This is a genomic window from Brenneria sp. g21c3, assembly GCF_040240345.1.
Lineage (GTDB): Bacteria > Pseudomonadota > Gammaproteobacteria > Enterobacterales > Enterobacteriaceae > Brenneria.
On sequence record NZ_JBEIAB010000002.1, the window covers coordinates 156969 to 183084 of the forward strand.

Consider the following 26116-nt stretch of genomic DNA (forward strand, 5'->3'; position numbering starts at 1 on the left):
TCGGATTGATAAGATGGACAATCATGAATGTAGTGTTCGTCTATGGGTAACAATCATGTTTAAGCAGTTGCAGGATATGGCATTGTTTGCGCTGGTGGCTGAATGCGGCAGCTTTACGCTGGCCGCGAAGAAGGCCGGGTTGGCGAAGTCCAGCCTTAGCCTGCGAATCAGCCAGCTTGAACACCAATTAGGTATACGTTTGCTTAATCGAACGACGCGTCGGCTTAACCTGACGTTCGCCGGCGAACGTTATCTGATCCACTGTCGGGAAATACGGCTGGCCAGCGAACGGGCTGAACAGGCGATCCAACGTTTGCGCGATAATCCCAGCGGTCGTTTGCGCATCACCTGTCCGGCGGGATTTGGCTCGACATGGCTGGCGCGATTAACTACGGAGTTTCAGCAACGTTTTCCGGCGGTATCGCTGGAAATATCGATATCCGATGCCGTTATCGATCTGGTTCAGGATAGTTTTGACGTCGCATTGCGTACCGGGAAACCACAGGACTCGTCGTTGATTGGTCGAGCTTTAGGCTATACGCCCCGCTATTTACTGGCGTCGCCGGCCTATCTCGCGCAGTATCCGGCTTTGACGCATCCCCGGCAATTGCAGTCTCATCGTTGTATTACTCATCGGGCGTGGAGCGAATGGGCGCTGCATCGCGGTTCCGAATATTACCGCTGGCTGTTGCCTGAGGCGCATACCACGGACAATCTGTTATACGCCCGCGAGTGTGCTATTGCCGGCGCAGGCATTACCCTGTTGCCGGACTTTCTCTGTCAGGAGACCGACGTCTCAGCATCGCTGGTGCGGGTTTTGCCGGAGTGGCAGGCCGAAGCCAATGAACTTTATCTGGTTTATCCCAGCCGCAAGCTGAACTCGCCTGCGCTGGTCTGTTTTATTGATTTTGTCTTGCAGCACGGCGATCTGAAGCGCTATGCGCGGACGATGGACCTATAAGCGGCGAAAAAAAAGCCCGCTTTGCGGCGGGCCTGAGTTTGACGGCAACGCGTTATCGCTACCATCATCATGCTGAATTACTTGGATATTTTCTTGTACTTGATGCGGTGCGGTTCAAGAGCGTCAGCGCCGAGAGTCCGTTTTTTGTACTCTTCGTATTCGGTGAAGTTACCTTCAAAGAACGCCACTTTGCCTTCATCCTGGTAATCCAGAATGTGGGTGGCGATGCGGTCGAGGAACCAGCGGTCATGGGAAATAACCATGGCGCAGCCGGGGAATTCCAGCAGGGCGTTTTCCAGCGCCCGCAGCGTTTCGATATCCAGATCGTTGGTCGGTTCGTCAAGCAGCAGGACGTTTCCGCCGACTTGCAGCAGTTTGGCCAGATGCAGACGGCCGCGCTCGCCGCCGGATAATTCGCCCACGCGTTTGCCCTGATCAACCCCTTTGAAGTTGAAACGGCCCACATAGGCGCGGCTCGGCATTTCGGTGTTGCCGATACGCATAATATCCTGTCCGCCGGAGACTTCTTCCCATACCGTTTTACTGTTGTCCATGGCGTCGCGGAACTGATCGACCGAGGCCAGCTTCACGGTATCTCCCAGCGTGATGGTGCCGGCATCAGGCTGTTCCTGACCGGACATCATACGGAACAGGGTTGATTTACCCGCGCCGTTCGGGCCGATGATCCCGACGATCGCGCCTTTCGGCACCGAGAAGGACAATCCGTCGATCAGCTGACGTTCGCCATAGGATTTGCTCAGGCCGGCGACTTCAATCACTTTATCGCCGAGACGCGGGCCGGGTGGAATAAACAGTTCGTTGGTTTCGTTACGTTTCTGGTATTCCGTGCTATTCAGCTCTTCAAAGCGCGCCAGACGCGCCTTGCCTTTAGACTGGCGACCTTTGGCGCCCTGGCGAACCCACTCCAGCTCTTTCTCGATGGATTTACGGCGCGCGGCTTCGGCGGAGGCTTCCTGCGCCAGACGCTGATCTTTCTGCTCCAGCCAGGAAGAGTAATTCCCCTCCCAGGGAATGCCTTCGCCGCGATCCAGTTCCAGAATCCAACCGGCGACGTTATCAAGGAAGTAACGGTCGTGGGTGATCGCGACCACGGTACCCTCGAAGTCGTGCAGGAATCGCTCCAGCCAGGCCACGGATTCCGCATCCAGGTGGTTGGTGGGTTCGTCGAGCAGCAGCATATCCGGTTTTTCCAGCAGCAGGCGGCACAGCGCCACGCGGCGACGTTCGCCGCCGGAAAGATTGGCGACTTTGGCGTCCCAGTCCGGCAGGCGCAGCGCATCCGCCGCCCGCTCCAACTGGTTGTTCAGATTATGGCCGTCGTGGGCCTGGATAACCTCTTCCAGTTTGCCTTGCTCGGCGGCCAGCTTATCGAAATCGGCATCCGGCTCGGCGTACAGCGCATACACTTCATCGAGCCGCTTCAGCGCGGTGACAACGTCGGCTACCGCTTCTTCAACCGATTCGCGAACGCTGTGTTCCGGATTCAATTGCGGCTCCTGCGGCAGGTAGCCGATCTTGATGCCCGGCTGCGGGCGCGCTTCGCCTTCAATGTCTTTATCAATGCCGGCCATAATGCGCAGCAGAGTAGATTTACCGGCTCCGTTCAGGCCCAGCACGCCAATTTTGGCGCCGGGGAAAAAGCTGAGGGAGATGTTTTTCAGAATATGACGCTTCGGCGGAACGATTTTGCCGACGCGATGCATGGTGTAAACATATTGAGCCACGTTGCGACTTCGCCTCTTTCTGTCTGTGTTGTTATCGATATATTGTTGCGCCACGCGTGGTAGTCGCGCTGGGCTTTTTGCCGCAGAGGATAACGCGTCCCTTTGCGGATCGATCGTGCTGATCCCGGAGTGTAACTGGTTTCCGCGTTCGATCCCAGCTATCCGGCGATTTGCTGCTGACGGCGCGTGAGGAAGATATTCTGAATTCTCTCACTTGGCGTGTCGCAGTCTTGTGTGATGTGCCACACTACATGAGTATAAACAGGCTCATGAGGAGTCTGGAGAGTGTGTTGCACGAATGGTTTTGTGATATCGATGGTTAAACGCATTGTTAAACGGGTCGATATTCGCATCGATAACGGATGAGGTTAACGCAAGTTATGGTCAAAGCGGGTCATTGGTGGTGTGTCATTGCGGCAGTATGTCTGGCAGGCGCTTCCAGCCATGTCAGGGCGGATTCTCTCGACGAACAGCGTCAGCGCTATCAGCAGGTCAAACAAGCGTGGGATAGTAATCAGTTGGACGCCGTGGCGCAAATCATGCCGACGCTGCGTAACTACCCGCTTTACCCTTACCTTGAGTACCGCTCGTTGACCCAGGATCTGAGTCAGGTCAGCGTTTCACAGGTGAAACAGTTTATCGCCGCGCATCCCACGTTGCCGCCGGCGCAAAATCTGAATACCAGTTTTGTCAATGAACTGGCGCGCCGTCAGGATTGGTCGGGACTTCTGAGCTTTAGCCCGCAGCCGCCGAAGCCGGTTACGGCGCGCTGTAATTTTTATTACGCGCAGTGGGCTACCGGGCAGCGTCAGGGCGTCTGGGAAGCCACTCGGGATATTTGGCTGACCGGGCGTTCGCTGCCGGCGGCTTGCGACAAACTCTTTACCGCCTGGAAACAGGCGGGCGAACAGACGCCGTTGACGACGCTGGAGCGGATCCGTCTGGCGATCAACGAGGGCAATAGCGGATTGGTGACCTATCTGGCCAAACAGCTGCCGGACGATTACAAAACCATCAGCGATGCGTTGGTCAGGTTGCAGAGCGATCCTGCGACGCTCGAAGGCTTTGCCCGAGCGATAGGACCGACCGATTTTACCCGCAAGGTGACGCTGTCGTCATTTAGCCGGGTGGCGCGCCAGGATGTCGATAACGCCCGTTCCATGCTGCCGGTGATTGCGCGTCTGCAAAAAATGAGCGCGGCGGAACGCCAGGCGATGGAGGAAATCATCGCCTGGCGTCTGATGGGCAATGACGCCACGCCGGAACAGGCGGCCTGGCGCGATAACGTGACGCAACGCAGCAGTTCGACCTCATTGCTGGAGAGGCGGGTGCGAATGGCGCTGGGCAATGGGAATCGACAAGAACTGTCGGACTGGATGACGCGGTTGCCGGCAGACGTTCAGCAGAAAGATGAATGGCGCTACTGGCGCGCCGTTTTACTGCTGGAGCAGGGAAAACGGCAGGACGGCGAGGCATTGCTACGTGGATTGATGGCCGCGCGCGGTTTTTATCCCATGGTGGCGGCGCAAAAGCTGAATCAAGCCTATCCGATAACGATAAAGACCGCCGTTCGTCCTGATAGCTCATTATCACAACTGCCTGAAATCGCCCGCGTTCAGGAACTGATGTTCTGGCAGATGGACAATCTGGCGCTCAAAGAATGGGTTGGTCTGGTCGCCGGCAGCAGCGCGCCGCGACAGGAAGCGCTGGCGCGTTATGCGTTTGAGCAGCGCTGGCCGGAGTTAAGCGTTCAGGCGACGATTGTCGCCAAACTGTGGGATCACCTGGAAGAGCGCTTCCCGCTGGCCTGGAATGACGAATTCCTGCGCGCCACGCAGGATAAGGGCATTAGTCAGAGTTATGCGATGGCGATAGCCCGTCAGGAGAGCGCCTGGAATCCGCAGGCGCGTTCTCCGGTCGGCGCTTCGGGGCTGATGCAGCTTATGCCGGCCACGGCGCAGCATACCGCACAGATGAGTAATATCGCGGAATACAGCAACAGCAGCCAACTTTTTGATCCCCAAACCAACATTCTGCTGGGCACCAGTTATCTGGAGTACGTGTATCAGACGTTCGGCCGCAACCGTATTTTGGCCTCCGCGGCTTATAATGCCGGCCCGTCGCGGGTGAATACCTGGCTGAGAAACAGCGCGGGACGCATCGACCCCGTGGCGTTTATTGAGAGCATTCCGTTTTCGGAAACGCGCGGGTATGTGAAAAACGTGCTGGCTTATGACGTTTTCTATCGCCACTTTTTGCATCAGCCCGACAAGGTGCTGACCGATGAGGAATGGCAGCGGCGCTATTAAGCGTCTGAGCGATCATTTTCATAACTTGTGTTATGCTGCTGTACTAGTTGAATAGTATGGCAGCCTGTTATGAATCCGTTATCTCTTACCGATCCCGCGCTCTCCGAGCAGGAAGATAATGACTGGTTACGCTTTGTGGCTTTGCTACAGCAGTCAATGAATGAAGATCTTCACCAGCCGTTATTGCAACTGTTGCTGACCGCGGATGAGCGTACTGCGCTAGGCACGCGGGTACGTATTATTCAGGAGCTGTTGCGCGGCGAAATGAGTCAGCGTGAATTGAAGAATGAACTTGGCGTGGGAATAGCGACCATTACGCGTGGCTCCAATAGTCTGAAGTCCGCTCCTCCCGCGCTGAAAAAATGGCTGGAAGCGCAATTATTGTCCGCAGAGAAAGCCTCCAGAAAAGAGGGTTAATTGATAATCTGTACCGGCGTTTGATAGATGGGATTATGGAACGGGACGAGCGCCAATAACAGCGCCTGATGATAAACGCTGGCGCGTGATAGTTTGCCATTGGTGAAAATACCTATTGCGCCGCCCTGATGTTTAATATTCTGAATTCCGGTCAATCGAGCCATCTCATCGCCTAATTCTCTTCCCTCACGGATGCCTTGTAATATACTTTCCGGCAGAATCAGGCTGGCGGAACGAGATTCACCGCGCTGGTGGGGGTTTTCAATCACCATCCAGGCGAAGGTCATCTGTTCTTCTATTCCTGCTTCAACGCCAACCCAGAAATTGGCTTCCGGGCGTACCTGGCGGGCCATCATAACCCGGTTTCTGGCGCCGGTTCGGGTTTCAAGCGATCCGAGCGGCTGGCGCGGCACGCCGCTGTCGACATCAACGCCTTCTACGCGGCACTGGTCTGCGCCAAAGACATCGGTGAAAGCTAAGGTTATTGCTTCAATTTTGGCCGGGTTGGTGGTTGCTGCTACAACGTGATACATAACGGTTTTATACTCTTTTAGTTAATTTGACGCAGTATAACGGAAAACAACCATGTTACAGGTATATCTTGTTCGCCACGGCGAGACGGAGTGGAATGTGGCGCGACGTATCCAGGGACACTCTGACAGTTCCCTGACGCCGCGGGGCGAACACCAGGCGCGTCAGGTCGCGCAACGTATGAAAGCATTGGGTATCACGCATCTATTTACCAGCGACTTGGGACGCACGCGCCAAACCGCTGACATTATCGCTCAAGCGTGCGGCGACTGTCGGGTAATCATCGAGCCCGGTTTACGCGAGCTGAATATGGGGGTTTTGGAAACGCGTGATATTGATTCGCTGAGCGCGGAAGAAGAGGGTTGGCGCAAACAAATGGTGGATGGCACGCCGGACGGCCGCATCCCGCAAGGCGAGTCGATGGCGGAAATGGCTACGCGTATGCATGGCGTATTGGAGCGCTGTCTGGCGTTGCCTGAAGGGAGCCGTCCGTTGTTGGTCAGTCACGGCATGGCGCTGGGATGCCTGCTCAGCACGATCCTGGGCTTACCTGCCTGGGCCGAACGCCGGCTGCGCTTGCGCAACTGCTCCTTGTCGCGCATTGATTATCAACAGAGCCCGTGGCTGGCTTCCGGATGGGTTGTTGAAACGGCCGGAGATGTATCGCATCTGGATACCCCGGCTCTGGATGAGTTACAGCGATAACGATGAGCCGCTGATTGGAATCAGGTATTCGCAGCGGATGATGTCCGGCGGCCCGCTTTTGGTTTCTTTCGCCTCATCGGTGGGATGGAAACGTTCGATATCGTGTTCCTTGCGGCGGATAAGCTTGAGCGTCGGCAAACAGGTGTCGTACAGGGTGATAATAAAGTCCTGTAGTCCATCGGTCGGGCCTTCATAGATAAACAGCGCGTACTCCCCGCCGGATAGGGTGATGGGGTCCCCGGGATGTGCGCCTTCGGGTACATGCCCGGGCTCCAGTGCGGTGGTGTAGAGAACATCATGTTCGTCATCTTTTTCTTTACTGGGCCGTGAGTGATGCAGGCCGTAAAGCACCGGCGGCACGGTTTTAGCTTCGCCGAGGAATTGACGCCAGTAGTGAACGCGGATTTCGGTGCGGAAATTACCAATCTGCTCCAGACTACAGTTGTAGGATTGCGTTATCCCCACCAGTTGCGTTTCCGGCAGCGTAACGAATTGCGGTTGCGGCAGGGTAAATTCGCCAAGCCGGATCGGCGGGTGAATACCAAAAGTGTCCCATGTATCAGAGCGCCGATAGGATGCGGGCGTTTGCGCAAACTGCTTTTTGAATGCGCGGGTAAAGGTTTGCTGAGAATCAAAGCGATATTGCAGGGCGATATCCAGGATCGGTCTGCTGGTCAGACACAGCGCTACGGCGGCTTTGGTGAGTCGACGGGCGCGGATGTAGGAACCAATCGCATGTCCGGTTACATCTTTGAACATTCTTTGTAAATGCCACTTGGAGTAACCTGCTTTTGCCGCCACATGATCAAGTGATAACGGTTGATCGAGATGGCTTTCCAGCCAGTTAAGCAGGTCACGTATGATACTGGCTTGATCCATAGAAGATCTTCCTCATAAAACACGCTGAGCACTAAAGGTAGAGACTGCTTGCATCATAGCAATTTTTTTACATTGACACTGCTTAAGATTTTGACCGTTTCCGGTTTATCATGCGGACAAGAAAACCTGGGATCGAGTTTGGGTAGCGTATATAGAGGATAGGGTTTCTTGCCGCTACTTCTATATCTCTCCGTTTTTTCCAGTCGCAGGCGTGGCGGCATCCCTGAATTATCGGGATTTTCTCTGAAGCCTGCATCTTCCTGGCCGCGGCAGTCGCATGCAACTTGCTGTTTTGTCGCAGTCTTCCCGCATCTTGTATCATAGATGCCGATAATGAGTGATAGACAATCAGAGAAACAGGAAAATGAATAAAAAGTTCGTAATGGGGGCAGGTCTGCTGATGTTGTCCTGGAGTTCCGTGCAGGCTGAGCAGGTGGGTTCCGTCGATACCACGTTTAAGCTGTTGGGGCCGGACCATAAGATTGTGGTGGAAGCGTTTGACGATCCGGATGTCGATAACGTGACCTGTTATCTCAGCCGGGCGAAAACCGGTGGCATAAAAGGCGGATTAGGACTGGCTGAAGACACGGCGGATGCGGCGATTTCCTGCCAGCAGGTCGGGCCGATAACGCTTAGCGATAAAATTAAAAACGGCGGCGACAAAGGGGAGGTCGTTTTCCAGAAACGGACGTCGCTGGTGTTTAAAAAGTTGCAGGTGGTACGGTTTTACGATCAGAAGCGCAATGCGTTGATCTATCTCACCTATTCCGATCGGCTGGTCGAAGGCTCGCCCAAAAATGCGCTCAGCGCCGTACCCGTGATGCCATGGTAAAAAACAGAGGCCGAGAGTAAAGCCAAAAAACCGTTGCTAGCCGAAGCAGAGTACCTGCTTCGGCGTCGTGGCGTTACTCTTCCAGATCGCCACAGAAACGGTAGCCTTCACCGTGGATGGTGGCAATAATTTCAGGGGTATCGGCTGTAGACTCAAAGTGTTTACGGATACGACGAATGGTCACGTCAACCGTACGGTCATGAGGTTTCAGTTCGCGCCCGGTCATTTTTTTCAATAACTCCGCGCGGGATTGGATCTTGCCCGGGTTTTCACAGAAATGCAGCATGGCGCGGAATTCGCTGCGCGGCAGCTTATACTGCTCGCCGGCAGGGCTGATCAGGGAACGGCTGTTGATATCCAGTTCCCAGCCGTTGAACCGATAGCTTTCAACCAGGCGGCGTTCTTCGGTGCCGCCGCCAAGATTCATGGTGCGCGACAGCAGGTTGCGGGCGCGGATAGTCAATTCACGCGGGTTGAACGGCTTGGTGATGTAGTCATCGGCGCCGATCTCCAGTCCCAGAATTTTATCCACCTCGTTGTCACGCCCGGTGAGGAACATCAGGGCAACGCTGGCCTGTTCACGTAACTCGCGAGCCAGCAGTAAACCGTTCTTGCCCGGCAGGTTGATGTCCATGATCACCAGATTAATGTCGTTCTCTGACAAGATATGGTGCATTTCTGCGCCGTCGGTGGCTTCGTGAACGATGTACCCCTCAGCCTCAAAAATACTTTTGAGGGTATTGCGAGTTACCAACTCGTCTTCAACAATAAGAATGTGCGGCGTCTGCATGTTTGCTACCTAAAATTGCCAACTAAAATTATAAATATCGGAAGTACAGAAGTCGTTGTTATCATTGGAGTTATCGAGGCAGATATCGCCATCTCACTCAACATTGGACTAAAGTACGTAAATGCGTTCCTGATGCACGTTTCACCTGCCAAATAATACGGCAAACAGATGATAGTGGCGCCGGTCTAAACTGCACTCAAAGTGGCGCATAGTTTAACCTTATTAACAGCAACATAACAGCTAGCACTGATTTTGCTTACTGATAAATATACGGTTATGTTGACATATATCAAATTTCATTGTAGCACGTTAACTATTTTGTGAAAAACACTTCAGGATTGCCAGTTTGAGTCACAATTTAGCATTTTTTGTGAACGATTCAGCATAGTCAATGCTGCTGGCAAGGGGAAAAGTGTTCAATAGGGAATTTTCTTATTTAACTATTTGAAATTAAATTAATTTAAATGCTTCCGTCAGCGATTGTCGGTGTGTTTGCGCCAAGCTGTTTTTCTTTTCCAGGACAACATGTCGTTCAATATTTTGTTGTTTTATTGTTAACTCCGAGCGGGGCGAACGATGTTTTTTTCGACTACCGGGCGCGGCGTTGCCGCGTTTTTTGAGAGCGGGCGTCTCTCTGTCCGTCACGCCCTGGGCTGCGGTAAGCGGCGTTAAAAATGGCGTCCGGTAAATTTTTTATGGCGAAGCGGTCATCGCGTGACGTTGAACGCCGCCGAGGAGAGATATGCGGTTTCATATTATTTTGGTCGAGCCAGCACGGGCTGAAAACGTCGGCGCCGCCGCGCGGGCAATGAAGACCATGGGATTCAGCGGGTTAAGGATCGTCGGCAGTTGCGTTCATCAGACGCCGCCGGCTCGCTGGGTCGCGCATGGTTCCGGGGACATTCTGGACGAGGCGGCAACATTCCCGACGCTGGCGGAGGCGTTGGCGGATATCGATTTTACCATTGCGACCACGGCGCGCAGCCGGGCCAGGTTTCGATATTATTGCTCTCCCGCCGAGTTGCTCGGCGTGATGCAGGAAAAACAGCGCTGGGTAACGTCCGCCGCCTTGGTTTTCGGGCGTGAAGATTCCGGTCTGACCAACGAAGAGCTGGCATTGGCGGATGTGTTGACCGGCGTGCCGATGAAGGCGGACTATCCGTCGTTGAATCTTGGTCAGGCTGTGATGGTGTATTGCTATCAATTGGCGGAGTTAATGCAGGTAAAATCCGCTGCCGTTGCGTCGCCGGCGTCAGGGCAGTTATCGGCGCTGCGTCAGCGATTGGATCGGTTGCTAATCAATCTGGCGGTGGAGGAGGATGAAAAACTGCGGGATTGGATCCATCAACGATTGGGGCGACTGGAGCAGCGGGACACCGCGATGTTGCATATGCTGCTGCATGACGTCGAAAAAGCGATATCAAAATAAAAAGTGCATAAATGATTTTATTGCAGATAAATAAATTGGTTTGCGATTTCTTATGAAAAAAAATTTTATGCATATGCGGAATTGTGGTTTATTCCACTGTTCCGCATGTTGACTGGATACCATGGAAAAACAGAAATCCGTTGACTTCAAAGCCTAATTGCCCTAACTAATAGGGCAGTTAAATCTAAATTGATTAAGATAAGATCTCAGAATGCGTTATATCAGCCTGATCACCACGATTATTACCATCACCGGTACAACCAGTAACGGTGCGGGCTGACGCATACAGAAGAAACGAAAAAAGCCCGCACTTGAGAGTGCGGGCTTTTTTTTTATAGCGGACGGCTCCCTGTCCGCCACCGTAACAGGCCGTTGCGGAGCGAGGTTTAAAATCGCGCCAGGCGACTTTTTATGGTGGGCGACCGGTTCACCACCGCGGCATTCAAAAACGCTTCCGGCGTTTTTGTCGGCAGAAATTCAGGAGAAAAGATAAAAATGCGAGTGTTGAAATTTGGCGGGACTTCAGTGGCGAATGCGCAACGTTTTATGCACGTTGCCGATATTATTGAAAACAATGCGCGCCAGGGACAGGTCGCCACCGTACTGTCGGCCCCGGCAAAAATTACTAATCACTTGGTCGCCATGATTGAAAAAACCGTGGCCGGACAGGATATACTGCCTCATCTAAACGACGCTGAAGCTATCTTCTCTTCTTTGCTTACAGGCCTTGAACAGTCGCAGCCCGGTTTTGACGGCATGCGTCTTAAGTCGCTGGTGGATCAAGAGTTCGCGCAGTTAAAACAGGTGCTGCACGGTATCTCCCTGCTGGGTCAATGTCCTGACAGCGTGAATGCGTCCATCATCTGTCGCGGCGAAAAACTGTCGATCGCGATAATGGAAGCGGTGTTTCAGGCTCGCGGCTATGCCGTCACCGTCATTAATCCGGTGGAAAAACTGCTGGCGCAGGGACATTATCTTGAATCTACCGTCGATATCGCCGAGTCCACTCGTCGCATCGCCGAAAGCGCGATACCGGCCGACCATGTGATCCTGATGGCCGGTTTCACGGCGGGCAACGAGAAAGGGGAACTGGTGGTGCTGGGCCGCAACGGTTCGGATTACTCGGCCGCCGTGCTGGCAGCCTGTTTACGCGCGGACTGTTGTGAAATCTGGACGGATGTCGACGGGGTTTATACCTGCGATCCGCGTCAGGTGCCGGATGCGAGGTTGCTTAAATCGATGTCCTATCAGGAGGCGATGGAGCTATCCTACTTCGGCGCCAAAGTTCTCCATCCCCGCACCATCGCTCCCATCGCCCAGTTTCAGATTCCCTGCCTTATCAAAAACACCGAAAATCCCCAGGCGCCCGGCACGCTCATCGGCATGGACAGCAGCGACAGCCAATATCCGGTTAAGGGCATCACCAACCTGAATAATATGGCGATGTTCAATATTTCCGGTCCGGGCATGAAAGGAATGGTCGGCATGGCGGCCCGCGTGTTTGCGGCCATGTCGCGGGCGGGGATCTCCGTCGTTCTGATTACGCAATCATCTTCCGAATACAGCATCAGCTTCTGCGTTTCGCAAAATGAGCTGGCGCGCGCTAAAAAGACGTTGGAAGACGAATTCTATCTGGAACTGAAAGAGGGCGTTCTGGATCCGCTGGACGTGATGCAGCGCCTGGCGATCATTTCGGTGGTGGGAGACGGTATGCGCACGCTGCGCGGCCTTTCCGCTCGTTTGTTCACGGCGCTGGCCAGCGCCAATATCAATATCGTGGCCATTGCCCAGGGTTCATCCGAGCGCTCAATTTCGGTTGTGGTCAATAATGATATGGCGACAACCGGCGTCCGGGTCGCGCATCAAATGCTGTTTAATACCGATCAGGTCATCGATGTGTTCGTGATCGGCGTCGGCGGCGTCGGCGGCGCGTTGCTGGAACAGATCCACCGTCAGCAGCCGTGGCTGCGGCAGAAACATATCGACCTGCGAGTGTGCGGCATTGCCAATTCCAAGGCTTTATTGACCAACATCAACGGCATCCCGATGGATAGCTGGCGTGAAGAGCTGGGCAAAGCCCGTGAGCCTTTTAATCTGGGTCGACTGATCCGACTGGTCAAAGAGTATCATTTGCTGAACCCGGTGATTGTGGACTGTACGTCCAGTCAGGCGGTTGCCGACCAATACGCCGATTTTCTGGCCGATGGTTTCCACGTCGTTACGCCGAACAAGAAAGCCAACACCGGCTCGATGAATTATTACCAGCAAATACGCAATGCGGCGGCGAAGTCCCGCCGTCGGTTCCTGTACGACACCAACGTCGGCGCCGGCCTGCCGGTTATCGAGAATCTACAGAATCTATTGAATGCGGGCGATGAACTGATCCGTTTTACTGGTATCCTGTCCGGCTCGTTGTCCTTTATTTTCGGTAAGCTGGACGAAGGCATGTCGCTGTCTGAGGCGACGCGGCAGGCGAAAGAAAAAGGCTATACCGAACCCGATCCGCGTGATGACCTGTCCGGTATGGATGTGGCGCGCAAGTTGCTGATTCTGGCGCGCGAAGCCGGTTACAAGCTGGAGCTGGAAGACATTGACGTCGAATCCGTGCTGCCGGCCGGTTTTGATGCTTCCGGCGATGTGGCCGCTTTCATGAGCCGTTTGCCGTCGGTGGATGACGAATTCGCCAGCCGCATCGCGCAGGCGCGCGATGAAGACAAGGTGCTGCGTTATGTCGGCGTGATCGAGGACGGGAGCTGTAAAGTTCAGATCAGCGCGGTGGGGAGCAATGACCCGCTGTTCAAAGTTAAAGATGGTGAAAATGCGCTGGCTTTCTATAGCCGCTACTATCAGCCATTGCCACTGGTATTACGAGGGTACGGCGCGGGGAATGATGTTACCGCCGCCGGTGTATTCGCCGACTTACTGCGTACCCTGTCATGGAAGTTGGGAGTTTAATTATGGTTAAGGTGTATGCGCCCGCGTCGATTGGCAATGTCAGCGTCGGATTTGATGTCCTGGGAGCCGCGGTTTCGCCGGTAGACGGCTCGTTACTGGGCGACTGCGTTTCCGTCGTCGCGGCGGATCAATTCAGCCTGCGCAGCGAAGGGCGTTTTGTCAGCAAGCTGCCGGATGATCCGAAGCAAAACATTGTGTATCAATGCTGGGAGCGTTTCTGTCAGGAGATCGGTAAAACCGTTCCGGTCGCCATGACGTTAGAGAAGAATATGCCGATAGGCTCGGGGCTTGGGTCCAGCGCCTGTTCCGTGGTCGCGGGGCTGATGGCGATGAATGAATTCTGCGGCAAGCCGCTGGACGATACCCGCCTGCTGACGTTGATGGGTGAACTGGAAGGGCGGATTTCAGGCAGCGTGCATTATGATAATGTGGCGCCCTGTTTCCTCGGCGGCATCCAATTGATGCTGGAAGAAGAGGGGATTATCAGCCAGCCGGTTCCCGCCTTTGATGATTGGCTGTGGGTAATGGCCTACCCTGGAATTAAAGTATCGACGGCTGAAGCGCGGGCCATTTTGCCGGCGCAGTATCGGCGTCAGGATTGCATCAGTCACGGTCGTTATCTGGCCGGTTTTATTCACGCCTGCCATACCGGCCAGGCGTCGCTGGCCGCCAAGCTGATGAACGATGTCATCGCGGAACCTTATCGGACGAAACTGCTGCCCGGTTTTGCCGAGGCGCGCAAAGCGGCGCAGGATATCGGCGCGTTGGCCTGCGGTATTTCCGGCTCCGGCCCGACGTTATTTTCCATATGCGATGATATGGATAGCGCGCAGCGTCTGGCTGACTGGCTGCGGGATAACTATTTGCAGAACGATGAAGGTTTTGTTCATATTTGCCGTCTGGATACGACCGGCGCACGACTACTGGGATAATGCATGAAACTCTATAATCTTAAAGATCATAACGAGCAGGTCAGTTTTGCTCAGGCTATCAAGCAGGGGCTGGGAAGTCAGCAAGGGCTGTTCTTCCCGCTGGAACTGCCCGAGTTCAGCCGGGCGGAAATTGATGAACTGCTGCAACTGGATTTTGTTACCCGCAGCAGCCGTATTTTGTCCGCCTATATCGGCGATGAAATGGCTGAAGAGACGGTATACCAACGCGTTAAGGCGGCATTTGCCTTCCCCGCGCCGGTTGCTTCCGTGACGGAAGATATCGCTTCGCTGGAACTGTTCCATGGCCCGACGCTGGCTTTCAAGGACTTCGGCGGCCGCTTTATGGCGCAGATGCTGACGGAAGTCGCGGGCGACAATAAAATCACCATTCTTACCGCCACCTCCGGCGATACCGGCGCGGCAGTCGCTCACGCGTTTTACGGTCTGGAGAATATCCGTGTGGTGATCCTCTACCCACGCGGGAAAATCAGCCCGTTACAGGAAAAACTGTTCTGTACGCTGGGCGGCAACATTCACACCATCGCGGTCGACAGCGATTTTGATGCTTGCCAGTCACTGGTTAAACAGGCGTTTGATGACGAGGAACTGAAGCAAACCATCGGTTTGAATTCGGCGAACTCGATCAATATCAGCCGGCTGTTGGCGCAAATCTGTTACTACTTTGAGGCCGTATCCCAACTGCCGCAGGCTGCGCGTAGTCAACTGGTGGTTTCTGTTCCGAGCGGCAACTTCGGCGATCTGACCGCGGGCCTGCTGGCCAAATCCCTCGGCCTGCCGATTAAGCGCTTTATCGCCGCCACCAACGCGAATGATACCGTGCCGCGTTTCCTGAGCAATGGCGAGTGGGCGCCGAATAAGACCGTCGCCACCTTGTCCAACGCCATGGATGTGAGCCAGCCGAACAACTGGCCGCGAGTGGAAGAGCTGTTCCGTCGTAAAAACTGGCCGTTGAGCGCCTTGGGCTTTGGCGCGGTAAGCGATGAAACCACGAAAGAGACCATGCATGAACTCGACTCGCTGGGGTATACCTCGGAGCCGCATGCGGCGATCGCCTATCGTTTGCTGCGCGATCAGCTACAACCCGGCGAGTTCGGGCTGTTCCTGGGTACCGCGCATCCGGCGAAATTTAAGGAAAGCGTAGAGGAAATTCTGGGTAAAAAGCTGGAACTGCCTGAAGCGCTGGCGAAACGCGCCGATCTGGATTTGTTGTCGCATCATTTCCCGGATGATTTCGCTAAATTGCGCCAGTTCCTGATGACGTTGCCGCGGTAAACGTGCGTCGCCGGATTTGGCGTTTGTCATCCCCGCCTACACCTCTGCGGCTGTAGGCGGGCATCTCGGCAACGGCCCTCACTGTTCGCGGCGTTTAAATACCAGTTCATCAGCGGAAGATTCACCGTCGGCGAAGCGGTAGCCATCCAAATTAAATTCTTTCAGCTGTTCCGGCTGCGTAAGGCGATTTTGAATAATAAAACGGCTCATTAACCCGCGCGCTTTTTTGGCATAAAAGCTGATGACTTTAAACTTGCCGTTCTTCTCGTCCAGAAACACCGGTTTGATCAGGCGAGCGTGTAATTTTTTTGGGCGGACCGATTTAAAGTATTCGTCCGAGGCCAGATTAATCAGGATATCGTCGCCCTGGTCACTCAGCGCCTGGTTCAACTTGTCGGTGATGACATCTCCCCAAAAACTGTAGAGATCCTTGCCCGCTTTGTTGCCGAGTTTAATCCCCATTTCCAGTCGGTAAGGCTGCATTAAATCCAGCGGTTTCAACACACCGTATAAACCGGACAGTATGCGCAGATGTCGCTGCGCGAAATCAAAGTCGTCTGCGCTGAAATCTTCCGCCGCCAGACCGGTGTAGACATCGCCTTTAAAGGCCAGCAGCGCCTGCCGTGCGTTATCCGGCGTAAAGTCGGGACGCCAGTCATGAAAGCGGCCGGCATTCAAGCTGCCCAGTTTGTCGCTGATCCCCATGAGGGATGATATTTGCGCCGGCGTCAGTTGCTTGCAGATGGCGATCAACTGGCCTGCGTAATCCAGCAGTTCCGGCTGGGAATACCGTTTGGTGGCCAAAGGACTGGTGTAATCAAGGGTTTTCGCGGGTGAAAGGGTTATTAACATGCGCCATGTCCTATCGAACTGATTTCAATGCCTTACTGTAGCAAAAATCAAACAAGAAAGCGGCGATGGTTATAACAGGGGACGGCAATCATCCGTCATAAACCGCGCTGACAGTGAAACAATCAACCGGCGAAAAGGTATCGAACAGACCTTTTATCGCCCGCCTGCAATGGCGGCGGAGAAACGCGGCGAGAGAGGTTCGGCCGCTCGACAACACGGATGAAAAGGCTGTCTTGCGCCGTATTGAACGCGTGTTATTATCAGATTCAGGCGACAACATAATGCCATCGGTTCATGTACTAATAATTCATGCTCTCGTAATCCACGCATAAACAATGAGAAATGCCAACATGACGGATAAACTGACTTCCCTACGCCAATTAACAACGGTTGTGGCTGATACCGGCGATATTGCGGCAATGAAATTGTATCAACCGCAAGACGCCACCACTAACCCTTCACTGATTCTTAATGCCGCCCAGATCCCCGAATACCGTAAGCTGATTGATGACGCAATCGCCTGGGCGCGCGCTCAAGGCGGCGACCATGCGCAGCAGATTATTGACGCAACCGACAAACTGGCCGTTAACATCGGCCTTGAGATCCTGAAGCTGATCCCCGGCCGCATCTCGACGGAAGTCGATGCCCGCCTGTCCTATGATACTGAAGCCAGTGTCGCCAAAGCCAAGCGCCTGATTAAACTTTATAACGATGCCGGTATCGGCAACGATCGCATTTTGATCAAACTGGCTTCCACCTGGCAGGGGATCCGCGCCGCCGAGCAGTTGGAAAAAGAAGGCATCAACTGCAACCTGACGCTGCTGTTCTCCTTTGCGCAAGCGCGCGCGTGCGCCGAAGCCGGCGTATTCCTGATTTCGCCGTTTGTCGGCCGTATTCTGGACTGGTATAAAGCCAATGGCGATAAAAAGGAATTCGCGCCGAGCGAAGATCCGGGCGTGGTTTCCGTCAGTGAAATCTACAATTACTACAAGGAGCACGGTTATGAAACGGTCGTCATGGGCGCCAGCTTCCGTAATCTGGGCGAAATCATTGAGTTGGCGGGCTGCGACCGTCTGACCATTGCGCCGGCTCTGCTGAAAGAGTTGTCCGAAAGCGAGGGCGAAGTGGCCCGTAAACTGTCTTACGCCGGCGAGGTGAAGGCGCGTCCGGCTAAATTGACCGAAGCGCAGTTCTACTGGCAGCATAATCAGGATCCCATGGCCGTAGATAAGCTGGCCGAAGGTATCCGCAAGTTCGCCGTCGATCAGGAAAAACTGGAAAAAATGATTTCCGAGTTATTGTAAAAAGCGGTCGGAGAGAATAGCCGGGTTGACGCCTGGCTATTTTTTATCGCATTAGATACCGCCGCTTAAATATCCGCGATATATTTACGTCCGCAATTACCTTGATGCCGGCTACGGCAAAGTTTGTTCGCAGCGGCTCAATGCGCCAAACGGATTGTTATTTAGCGACGGTATTTCGCATTTCTTTGGCGACGTAAAGTTTTTCATCCGCCCGATTCATTACTTCCGTTAACTCTTCTGATTCAATATGGTATTCAACCAGTCCGATGCTGACCGTCAGGCTGACGTCCTTACCCAATATTTCACTGCGGGCTTCGCTGACCCGTAATCTGGTGCGCTCTGCTACCACATAGGCGTCATTCAAGGCGATGTTAGGTAAAATAATGGAAAACTCATCGCCGCCTATCCGGCCAAAAATATCTTCCCGACGGAATGATTTTTTAAACACATCGGCTACCAGTCTTAATGCGGTATCCCCGGCGCTGTGGCCGAAGGTATCATTCACATGCTTAAAATGATCGATGTCGATAAGAATGACGCACAGGGGACGTTTGGAAAAGTTGGCTACGCTCAGCGCCTTATTCGCCGCCATAAAAAACGCATCCCGCCGCAGGCAGCCGGTCAAATCGTCGTACTTTGCCGTTAAAGGCAGCTCTATCAGATACTTTCTGGCGAGAATGGAAAGCAGACTGCCGAGTATGGCGATAAGCAGTACGATGCTCACGACGGCAATGACGGAGGTGGTGGTTGACAGCGTGTCGAATAGCGAAGGGTGAGGCTCGTACGACGTTGTTCTGATCCGAATGCCCAGCAGGTCGTCATGCGACGACAGAATAGGAAAAATGACGGTGAGCGTGTCCTTCCCCGCAAACGCCCCGATCGAGGGCAGTTTATTCTGGCACACTCGAATAATGGTCATGTCATTAAATTTCAACTCTGAGACCGATAATCTATTGATGCATTCACCACGAACGTCGCGGGTATTAAATGCAAAGGTTCTCATTCGTGCGGAAAGATAACGCCCTGTCTTTTCGGTTATATCGGTGTCTGTTACGTCGCCGGAATTATATGATTCATAAGTTTTAATTATTGAATCCAGGTCGTGCTTCTCTACTCTCCAGGTTCTTTTGTTTGATTCATGCATGGCAATGATAGCGACGGAAAAGGAAATAAAACCAAAAATAACAAAAGCGGATATTGGGTGAGAAAAAAGTTCTAATATCTTGTATTTAGCGCCATTCATGAATACTTCCTTGGTGTGACTTTTTTACTTATTATCTTTATATACGAAAATACCTGCTAACTTTACCATATTATCCAAAGACTGGTGAGTGTAATGATGATTGCCGCCTTCTTTTTCTTTGTGTAAGCAGCTATATTGAGAAAACGCCGATGCGTGTTTGATTAGCAATGGTAATCACTCAGCCGCTATTACCTTTTTAAACTCAACGTCAGTGACGCGCAGCTTAAAAAGCATGTGTTTCATTTAAAAAACGTATTTCATGATTATTATCATCTACCGGTTTGACCTGCTATCTCAGGTGATGAACCGAGCGTATAACATTTCTCACTATAGGTGCTCAACTCGGACAATATCCTGATAAAATTGGTTTTTATTTTATTAGAGGGTGTTTATGAACGTATTGCGTGTTGGTTTGGTCTCCATTTCCGATCGGGCATCCAGCGGGGTTTATCAGGATAAAGGCATCCCTGCGCTGGAAGTCTGGCTGGCGTCTGCATTGACGACGCCTTTTGAAATCGAAACCCGTCTGGTTCCGGATGAACAATTGCTGATTGAACAAACGTTATGCGAACTGGTTGATGAAGGCGGTTGTCATCTGGTGCTGACGACTGGCGGCACCGGACCCGCGCGTCGCGATGTCACGCCCGACGCGACGCTGGCGATCGCCGACCGCGAGATGCCGGGCTTCGGTGAACAAATGCGTCAAATCAGCCTGCAATTTGTGCCGACGGCGATCCTCTCAAGGCAGGTGGGAGTGATTCGTAAGCATGCGCTGATCCTTAATTTGCCGGGGCAGCCCAAATCCATCAAAGAAACGCTGGAAGGCCTGAAAGATGCTGACGGCAAGGTCATCGTCGCCGGAATTTTTGCCAGTGTTCCTTATTGTATACAACTACTGGAAGGGCCTTACGTTGAAACCGATCCGCAGGTAGTAGCAGCTTTTCGTCCTAAAAATGCCATACGCGAAATAAAAAACTGAAGTTCAGCAATTTCAGGAATAAGATTCAGCTTTGCTGGTGTATAAATATTTTGCCGGTATAGTAATTCTGCCTTTACACTTTACGGCAAGATTTCTTTATCCTCACACTGGCACTGCACGGTAATTTATGGAACGCGAGCATCAGCAACCACATAGTCGATTAAACCGACAGGATTACAAAACGCTTTCTCTGGCCGCGCTCGGCGGCGCGCTGGAGTTCTATGATTTCATCATTTTCGTCTTTTTCGCGGCGGTTATCGGCGATCTCTTTTTCCCCGCCGATATCCCTGAGTGGCTGCGTCAGGTTCAGACCTTCGGCATTTTCGCCGCCGGTTATCTGGCTCGTCCGCTTGGCGGCATTATCATGGCTCACTTCGGCGACCTGGTCGGGCGTAAAAAAATGTTTAGTCTAAGCATTTTGCTGATGGCTCTGCCTACGCTGGCGATGGGGATGTTGCCCACTTATCAATCTATCGGCATTGCCGCGCCGTTATTGCTGTTGCTGATGCGTATACTGCAAGGCGCGGCGATTGGCGGAGAAGTGCCAGGAGCATGGGTCTTTGTCGCGGAGCATGTTCCGCGCGCGCGCATCGGCTTCGCCTGCGGCGTGTTGACTGCCGGCCTGACGGTGGGGATTCTACTGGGATCCATGATCGCCACCTTGCTGAACACTTTCTTTACCCCCGAACAGCTATTGGCCGGCGTCTGGCGTTTACCCTTCTTCATCGGTGGGATTTTCGGTCTGGTCGCCATGTATTTACGGCGCTGGTTGCAGGAAACCCCCATCTTCATTGAAATGCAGGCGCATAAAAAGCTGGCGTCAGAAATGCCGTTGAAATCCGTGGTCGTTAATCATAAGCGGGCGGTCGTGGTCTCCATGCTGCTTACCTGGATGTTGTCGGCCTGCATTGTGGTGGTTCTGCTTATGGCGCCGACTTATTTGCAGAAAGTCTATGGCATCTCCGCTGCGTTGGCATTGCAGGCAAACAGCCTGGCGACGATTACCCTGATGTTCGGCTGCGTCGCTGCCGGTTTGTTGATCGATCGCTATGGCGCCAGCAAGATTTTTATCGGCGGCAGCTTGTTCCTTGGCGTGTGCAGTTGGTTTTTCTACAGTGTTGCGGCAAGCAATGCGGAATTACTGTTCGTCGGGTATGCGCTCGTCGGATTCAGCGTCGGGGTCGTTGGTGCGGTTCCCTACGTGATGGTGCGGGCGTTTCCGGCTGAAGTACGTTTTTCCGGCATTTCATTTTCCTATAATGTGTCTTACGCCATTTTTGGCGGATTAACGCCGATTTTCGTCACCTTGATGATGAAGGCGACGCCGTTGGCTCCGGCCTGGTATGTGTTAACGCTGGCGGGGCTTGGGGTGTTGATGGGGATCTATTTGCACCGCGATCTGAATAGCGAGGAAACGCCCCAGGCTATCGGCGAAGAGGATTCGCGTTCAACGGTCGGCGTTTAATACGCTTTTGTCGCCGAGCATAAAACAGCGCCGGCCCATCCGGGCGGCGCTGTTTTTTACATTCATGCGCGACGTTCGCCTATCGGCAGAATTTTGCGGCCTGATTGTTCGTTGATGACTTCCGCCATCGCCAGATAAATGGCGCTTGCGCCACAGATGATGCCTTCGAAGCCGGCAAAGGTCAGCAGCGCATGGTTGCCGGTAAAATTACCGATTGCCAGTAAGGCGAACAGCACGGTCAGACTGGCGAACACAAACTGTAACGCAAAGTTGGCGCGTAATGTTCCGAAGAACATAAACAGGGTGAAAATACCCCACAGACCGAGGAATACCCCCAGGAAGCGGGCATCGCTGGGTTCCGCCAGACCCATTTTGGGCAGCATCAGAATGCCGACCAAAGTTAACCAGAAAGCGCCATAAGAGGTGAATGCGGTAACGCCGAAGGTATTTCCTTTTTTATATTCCAGTAAACCAGCCAGAATTTGGGCAATGCCTCCGTAAAAGATGCCCATACTAAGAATAATGGAAGAGAGCGGGAAAAAGCCTGCGTTATGCAGATTTAATAAAATCGTCGTCATCCCGAAACCCATCAATCCTAACGGGCCGGGGTTCGCCAACTTGTTCGAGTGCATAAATCCTCAGCAATAACAGATAGTTGATATTCCCTTTCGCACTCGACGTCGATGCCGGGGTAGCGGCGACTTCAAGCACTTTGGGATTTAGGTTTTTTATTACGGTGCGCTTGTCGCCATCACGCCGGGAATGTCCCTTTTTGTGGCGGTCTATACTTGCCCGCCACCCTCTCGGGCCGTTGTTATGCAACGTCAAAAATTTTTCCTGAAAATTTTTTTGCGGCGGGCGCGGCATCATATCGGGCGGTTTGAAGGGATACAATATGGCGGATCAAGAATAGTTTGATCGAGCAAGGGATAAAGCCCACTTTTTTTTCATCTCCCCCCCTTGATGATGGCATTGTTGACCCCATCTTATTTTCAACCAAAACAGTTTGACCGAATAAAAAGGGTTGTGTCGGGCCGTTGAGCTTGCCGGGTATCATTGAAATATGGGGCCGGGGAAGCGAAAAACGATGTTGTGCAGTTGAAAAACAACATTTCGCCCGCATAGTAGGTTGAACTACCACACCGAATATGACTTTATTAGTGGAGATGTTTAGATGGGTAAGATTATTGGTATCGACCTGGGTACAACCAACTCTTGTGTAGCGATTATGGACGGTACGCAGGTTAAAGTACTGGAAAACAGCGAAGGCGATCGCACGACGCCTTCAATCATTGCTTACACGCAAGACGGTGAGACTCTGGTTGGCCAGCCGGCTAAACGTCAGGCGGTGACTAACCCGCAAAATACGTTGTTTGCAATTAAACGTCTGATTGGCCGTCGTTTCAAAGATGAAGAAGTGCAGCGTGATACCAATATCATGCCGTACAAAATCGTTGAAGCCGACAACGGCGATGCCTGGTTGGAAGTGAAAGGCCAGAAAATGGCTCCGCCGCAAATTTCAGCCGAAGTGCTGAAGAAAATGAAGAAAACAGCGGAAGATTATCTGGGCGAACCGGTCACTGAAGCGGTTATTACGGTACCTGCTTACTTCAACGATGCGCAGCGTCAGGCGACCAAAGACGCCGGCCGTATCGCTGGTCTGGAAGTAAAACGTATTATCAACGAACCGACAGCGGCTGCGCTGGCGTACGGTTTGGATAAAGAAGTCGGCAACCGCACTATCGCGGTATATGACCTGGGTGGCGGTACATTCGATATCTCTATTATCGAAATCGATGAAGTTGATGGCGAAAAAACCTTTGAGGTTCTGGCGACCAACGGTGATACCCACCTGGGCGGCGAAGACTTCGACAGCCGTTTGATCAACTATCTGGTAGACGAATTCAAGAAAGAACAGGGCTTCGATCTGCGCAACGATCCGCTGGCGATGCAGCGTCTGAAAGAAGCGGCGGAAAAAGCGAAAATCGAACTTTCCTCCGCGCAGCAGACCGACGTTAACCTGCCGTACATCACTGCGGATGCGACAGGCCCGAAACACCTGAACATTAAAGTGACGCGCGCCAAACTGGAATCGTTGGTCGAAGATCTGGTTAATCGTTCTCTGGAACCGCTGAAGGTGGCGCTGAAGGATGCCGGCCTGTCCGTTTCTGAAGTACAAGACGTGATTCTGGTCGGCGGTCAGACCCGTATGCCGTTGGTTCAGAAGAAAGTTGCTGACTTCTTCGGTAAAGAGCCGCGTAAAGATGTTAACCCGGATGAAGCCGTTGCTATCGGTGCTGCGGTTCAGGGCGGCGTACTGTCCGGCGATGTGAAAGACGTTCTGCTGCTGGATGTGACTCCGCTGTCGCTGGGCATCGAAACGATGGGCGGTGTGATGACGTCGCTGATTGCCAAGAACACCACGATCCCGACGAAACACAGCCAGGTTTTCTCTACGGCGGAAGATAATCAGTCTGCGGTGACGATTCATGTCCTACAGGGTGAACGTAAGCGTGCGCAGGATAACAAGTCGCTGGGTCAGTTCAACCTGGATGGCATCCAGCCCGCGCCGCGCGGCATGCCTCAGATCGAAGTCACCTTCGATATCGATGCTGACGGTATCCTGCACGTTTCCGCCAAGGATAAAAACAGCGGCCGTGAACAGAAAATCACGATCAAAGCCTCTTCTGGTCTGAATGAAGATGAAATCCAGAAAATGGTGCGCGATGCGGAAGCGAACGCGGAATCCGACCGTAAGTTCGAAGAGCTGGTTCAAACGCGCAACCAGGGCGATCACCTGCTGCACAGCACGCGTAAGCAACTGGAAGAAATCGGTGATAATCTGGCCGCTGATGATAAAACCGCCATTGACGACGCCCTGAAAGCGCTGGAAAGCGCGCTGAAAGGCGAAGACAAAGCGGATATCGAAGCGAAAATCCAGGCGCTGGTTCAGGCTTCCGGTAAACTGCTGGAAGCGTCTCAGCAGCAGGCACAGGCTGGCGCTGAAGGCGCGGCGGGCGCTAACGATACTTCTGCTCGTAAAGACGACGATGTAGTCGATGCCGAGTTTGAAGAAGTAAAAGATAAAAAGTAATCGCCCTTAAGCGGGCGCAGTAACGGTGACGAAGGACTGTTGCTGGCAACCAGCACGGGCGTTGAGGAAACTCTGCGCCCGTGCACGCATGTTGAGGGCAGGAAAAAAAGAATGGCGAAGCAAGACTATTACGAGATTTTAGGCGTTGCTAAAGATGCCGATGAGCGTGAAATCAAAAAGGCTTATAAGCGTCTGGCGATGAAGTTTCACCCGGATCGTAATCCTGGTGACCAAAATGCCGAAGCACGGTTCAAAGAGATTAAAGAAGCTTACGAGATCCTCACCGACTCGCAGAAACGTGCCGCCTACGATCAGTACGGCCATGCTGCATTTGAACAAGGTGGTATGGGAGGCGGCGGCGGTTTTGGCGGCGGCGGCGCCGATTTCGGTGATATTTTTGGCGACGTGTTCGGCGATATCTTTGGCGGCGGTCGTCGTCAGCGCGCGAGTCGCGGTTCCGATCTCCGCTATAACATGGAACTGACGCTGGAAGAGGCTGTCCGCGGCGTCACCAAAGAGATCCGTATCCCAACCTTGGAAGAGTGCGATACCTGCCATGGCAGCGGATCCAAGCCCGGTAGTTCGCCCGTCACCTGTCCGACCTGTCATGGTAATGGTCAGGTGCAAATGCGTCAGGGCTTTTTTACTGTCCAACAGGCTTGTCCGCACTGTCATGGCCGCGGGAAAATCATTAAAGATCCATGCACGAAATGTCATGGTCATGGCCGCGTAGAAAAGAGCAAGACGCTATCGGTGAAGATCCCCGCCGGGGTGGACACCGGCGATCGGATCCGCCTGTCCGGAGAGGGGGAAGCCGGGGAGCATGGCGCGCCGGCGGGCGATTTGTACGTTCAGGTTCAGGTAAAAGCGCATCCGATCTTCCAGCGTGAAGAAAATAATCTGTACTGCGAGGTGCCGATTAACTTTGCTATGGCCGCACTGGGCGGCGAAATTGAAGTCCCGACGCTGGATGGGCGCGTGAAGCTGAAAGTGCCGGCTGAAACGCAAACCGGGAAGCTGTTCCGCATGCGCGGCAAGGGCGTGAAGTCGGTACGGGGCGGCGTGCAGGGCGATCTGCTGTGCCGGGTCGTGGTGGAAACGCCTGTCAGCCTGAACGAGCGGCAACGGCAGCTGCTGCAAGAGCTGGAAGAGAGTTTTGGCGGCCCATCGGGCGAAAGAAACAGTCCGCGCTCTAAAAGCTTCTTCGACGGCGTGAAGAAGTTTTTTGACGATCTGACTCGCTGACGCGCTTTTTATTGCCAGTGGGATAAGACGGAAAAACCGGTCGGCGAATCAGCGGCCGGTTTTTTTATGGCGGGCAATCCCTGCCCGCCACCCTTCGGGCCGTCGCAAGCGACGTTTAAAAACGTTCCTGACGTTTTTTTATGGCGGGCAATCCCT

At 53.3% G+C, this 26116-nt stretch carries 23 protein-coding genes and 1 other annotated feature; of the genes, 15 read left to right on the plus strand and 8 right to left on the minus strand.

Annotated elements, in window-relative coordinates; genetic code table 11:
- Window positions 1-55: 55 nt before the first annotated feature.
- On the plus strand, window positions 56-961 hold the full coding sequence (locus tag ABRZ28_RS03465) for a LysR family transcriptional regulator (protein WP_319604710.1): 906 nt from the start codon (window positions 56-58) through the stop codon (window positions 959-961).
- A gap of 77 nt (window positions 962-1038) precedes the next feature.
- Here the strand turns inward: ABRZ28_RS03465 and ettA are convergent, their stop codons facing one another.
- On the minus strand, window positions 1039-2706 hold the full coding sequence (ettA, locus tag ABRZ28_RS03470; protein WP_319604709.1) for an energy-dependent translational throttle protein EttA: 1668 nt from the start codon (window positions 2704-2706) through the stop codon (window positions 1039-1041).
- A 380-nt stretch (window positions 2707-3086) separates the two neighbouring features.
- Here ettA and sltY point away from each other — a divergent pair, with 380 nt between their 5' ends.
- Both sltY and trpR read left to right on the plus strand, forming a co-directional pair.
- Complete coding sequence (gene sltY, locus ABRZ28_RS03475; RefSeq protein WP_330519504.1) at window positions 3087-5015, plus strand: murein transglycosylase; 1929 nt, start codon at window positions 3087-3089, stop codon at window positions 5013-5015.
- Window positions 5016-5084: 69 nt separating this feature from the next.
- The gene (gene trpR, locus ABRZ28_RS03480; RefSeq protein ID WP_319604707.1) at window positions 5085-5432 is read left to right on the plus strand and encodes a trp operon repressor; all 348 of its coding nucleotides are present in this window, start codon (window positions 5085-5087) and stop codon (window positions 5430-5432) included.
- On the opposite strand, the gene yjjX is transcribed toward trpR, so the two are convergent.
- The gene (yjjX, locus tag ABRZ28_RS03485; RefSeq protein ID WP_319604706.1) at window positions 5429-5965 is read right to left on the minus strand and encodes an inosine/xanthosine triphosphatase; all 537 of its coding nucleotides are present in this window, start codon (window positions 5963-5965) and stop codon (window positions 5429-5431) included. The genes trpR and yjjX overlap by 4 nt on opposite strands.
- 52 nt (window positions 5966-6017) lie before the next feature.
- On the opposite strand from yjjX, the gene gpmB reads away from it, so the two are divergent.
- Window positions 6018-6668 carry a 2,3-diphosphoglycerate-dependent phosphoglycerate mutase GpmB gene (gpmB, locus tag ABRZ28_RS03490; RefSeq protein WP_330519505.1) on the plus strand — a complete coding sequence of 217 codons (651 nt, stop codon included), beginning with the start codon at window positions 6018-6020 and terminating at the stop codon, window positions 6666-6668.
- On the opposite strand, the gene robA is transcribed toward gpmB, so the two are convergent.
- Window positions 6657-7547 carry an MDR efflux pump AcrAB transcriptional activator RobA gene (robA, locus tag ABRZ28_RS03495; protein ID WP_319604704.1) on the minus strand — a complete coding sequence of 297 codons (891 nt, stop codon included), beginning with the start codon at window positions 7545-7547 and terminating at the stop codon, window positions 6657-6659. The two genes, gpmB and robA, sit on opposite strands and share 12 nt — an antisense overlap.
- 364 nt (window positions 7548-7911) lie before the next feature.
- Between robA and creA the strand changes: the two genes are divergently transcribed.
- Entirely contained in the window at window positions 7912-8379 is a 468-nt protein-coding gene (gene creA, locus ABRZ28_RS03500; protein ID WP_319604703.1) for a protein CreA, read from the plus strand.
- Between the two features lie 73 nt (window positions 8380-8452).
- Here creA and arcA read toward each other — a convergent pair whose 3' ends face one another.
- Window positions 8453-9169 carry a two-component system response regulator ArcA gene (arcA, locus tag ABRZ28_RS03505; RefSeq protein WP_048637421.1) on the minus strand — a complete coding sequence of 239 codons (717 nt, stop codon included), beginning with the start codon at window positions 9167-9169 and terminating at the stop codon, window positions 8453-8455.
- A gap of 742 nt (window positions 9170-9911) precedes the next feature.
- On the opposite strand from arcA, the gene ABRZ28_RS03510 reads away from it, so the two are divergent.
- The 5 genes from ABRZ28_RS03510 (at window position 9912) to thrC (ending at window position 15778) form a co-directional block, all read left to right on the plus strand.
- On the plus strand, window positions 9912-10598 hold the full coding sequence (locus ABRZ28_RS03510; protein ID WP_330519506.1) for a tRNA/rRNA methyltransferase: 687 nt from the start codon (window positions 9912-9914) through the stop codon (window positions 10596-10598).
- A gap of 211 nt (window positions 10599-10809) precedes the next feature.
- The gene (thrL, locus tag ABRZ28_RS03515; protein ID WP_349824361.1) at window positions 10810-10878 is read left to right on the plus strand and encodes a thr operon leader peptide; all 69 of its coding nucleotides are present in this window, start codon (window positions 10810-10812) and stop codon (window positions 10876-10878) included.
- Window positions 10817-10932: a sequence feature (Thr leader region), on the plus strand. (Overlaps the previous gene by 62 nt.)
- A gap of 161 nt (window positions 10933-11093) precedes the next feature.
- Window positions 11094-13553: a bifunctional aspartate kinase/homoserine dehydrogenase I gene (thrA, locus tag ABRZ28_RS03520; protein ID WP_330519649.1), complete on the plus strand. Its 2460-nt coding sequence runs from the start codon at window positions 11094-11096 to the stop codon at window positions 13551-13553.
- A 2-nt stretch (window positions 13554-13555) separates the two neighbouring features.
- On the plus strand, window positions 13556-14485 hold the full coding sequence (gene thrB / locus ABRZ28_RS03525; RefSeq protein ID WP_319604701.1) for a homoserine kinase: 930 nt from the start codon (window positions 13556-13558) through the stop codon (window positions 14483-14485).
- A gap of 3 nt (window positions 14486-14488) precedes the next feature.
- Complete coding sequence (thrC, locus tag ABRZ28_RS03530) at window positions 14489-15778, plus strand: threonine synthase (protein WP_330519507.1); 1290 nt, start codon at window positions 14489-14491, stop codon at window positions 15776-15778.
- 78 nt (window positions 15779-15856) lie between these two features.
- On the opposite strand, the gene yaaA is transcribed toward thrC, so the two are convergent.
- Window positions 15857-16630: a peroxide stress protein YaaA gene (gene yaaA / locus ABRZ28_RS03535; RefSeq protein ID WP_319604699.1), complete on the minus strand. Its 774-nt coding sequence runs from the start codon at window positions 16628-16630 to the stop codon at window positions 15857-15859.
- A gap of 350 nt (window positions 16631-16980) precedes the next feature.
- On the opposite strand from yaaA, the gene tal reads away from it, so the two are divergent.
- Complete coding sequence (gene tal, locus ABRZ28_RS03540) at window positions 16981-17934, plus strand: transaldolase (RefSeq protein ID WP_319604698.1); 954 nt, start codon at window positions 16981-16983, stop codon at window positions 17932-17934.
- Between the two features lie 157 nt (window positions 17935-18091).
- On the opposite strand, the gene ABRZ28_RS03545 is transcribed toward tal, so the two are convergent.
- Window positions 18092-18853, minus strand: a complete 762-nt coding sequence (locus ABRZ28_RS03545) for a GGDEF domain-containing protein (RefSeq protein WP_330519508.1) — start codon at window positions 18851-18853, stop codon at window positions 18092-18094.
- Window positions 18854-19568: 715 nt separating this feature from the next.
- Between ABRZ28_RS03545 and mog the strand changes: the two genes are divergently transcribed.
- Together mog and ABRZ28_RS03555 are read left to right on the plus strand one after the other, a co-directional pair.
- Window positions 19569-20156, plus strand: coding sequence for a molybdopterin adenylyltransferase (mog, locus tag ABRZ28_RS03550; RefSeq protein ID WP_319604695.1), 588 nt, complete (start codon window positions 19569-19571; stop codon window positions 20154-20156).
- 127 nt (window positions 20157-20283) lie between these two features.
- Window positions 20284-21621 (plus strand): MFS transporter, encoded by a 1338-nt coding sequence (locus ABRZ28_RS03555; RefSeq protein WP_319604693.1) that lies wholly within the window; start codon window positions 20284-20286, stop codon window positions 21619-21621.
- Window positions 21622-21683: 62 nt separating this feature from the next.
- Here ABRZ28_RS03555 and satP read toward each other — a convergent pair whose 3' ends face one another.
- Window positions 21684-22253: an acetate uptake transporter gene (gene satP, locus ABRZ28_RS03560; protein ID WP_319604691.1), complete on the minus strand. Its 570-nt coding sequence runs from the start codon at window positions 22251-22253 to the stop codon at window positions 21684-21686.
- 182 nt (window positions 22254-22435) lie between these two features.
- A complete protein-coding gene (locus tag ABRZ28_RS03565) occupies window positions 22436-22762 on the minus strand; it encodes a hypothetical protein (protein WP_330519509.1) in 327 nt (108 codons plus the stop codon).
- Window positions 22763-22795: 33 nt separating this feature from the next.
- Between ABRZ28_RS03565 and dnaK the strand changes: the two genes are divergently transcribed.
- Window positions 22796-24715, plus strand: coding sequence for a molecular chaperone DnaK (gene dnaK / locus ABRZ28_RS03570; RefSeq protein ID WP_319604689.1), 1920 nt, complete (start codon window positions 22796-22798; stop codon window positions 24713-24715).
- 111 nt (window positions 24716-24826) lie between these two features.
- Entirely contained in the window at window positions 24827-25960 is a 1134-nt protein-coding gene (dnaJ, locus tag ABRZ28_RS03575) for a molecular chaperone DnaJ (protein WP_319604688.1), read from the plus strand.
- Window positions 25961-26116 lie beyond the last annotated feature (156 nt).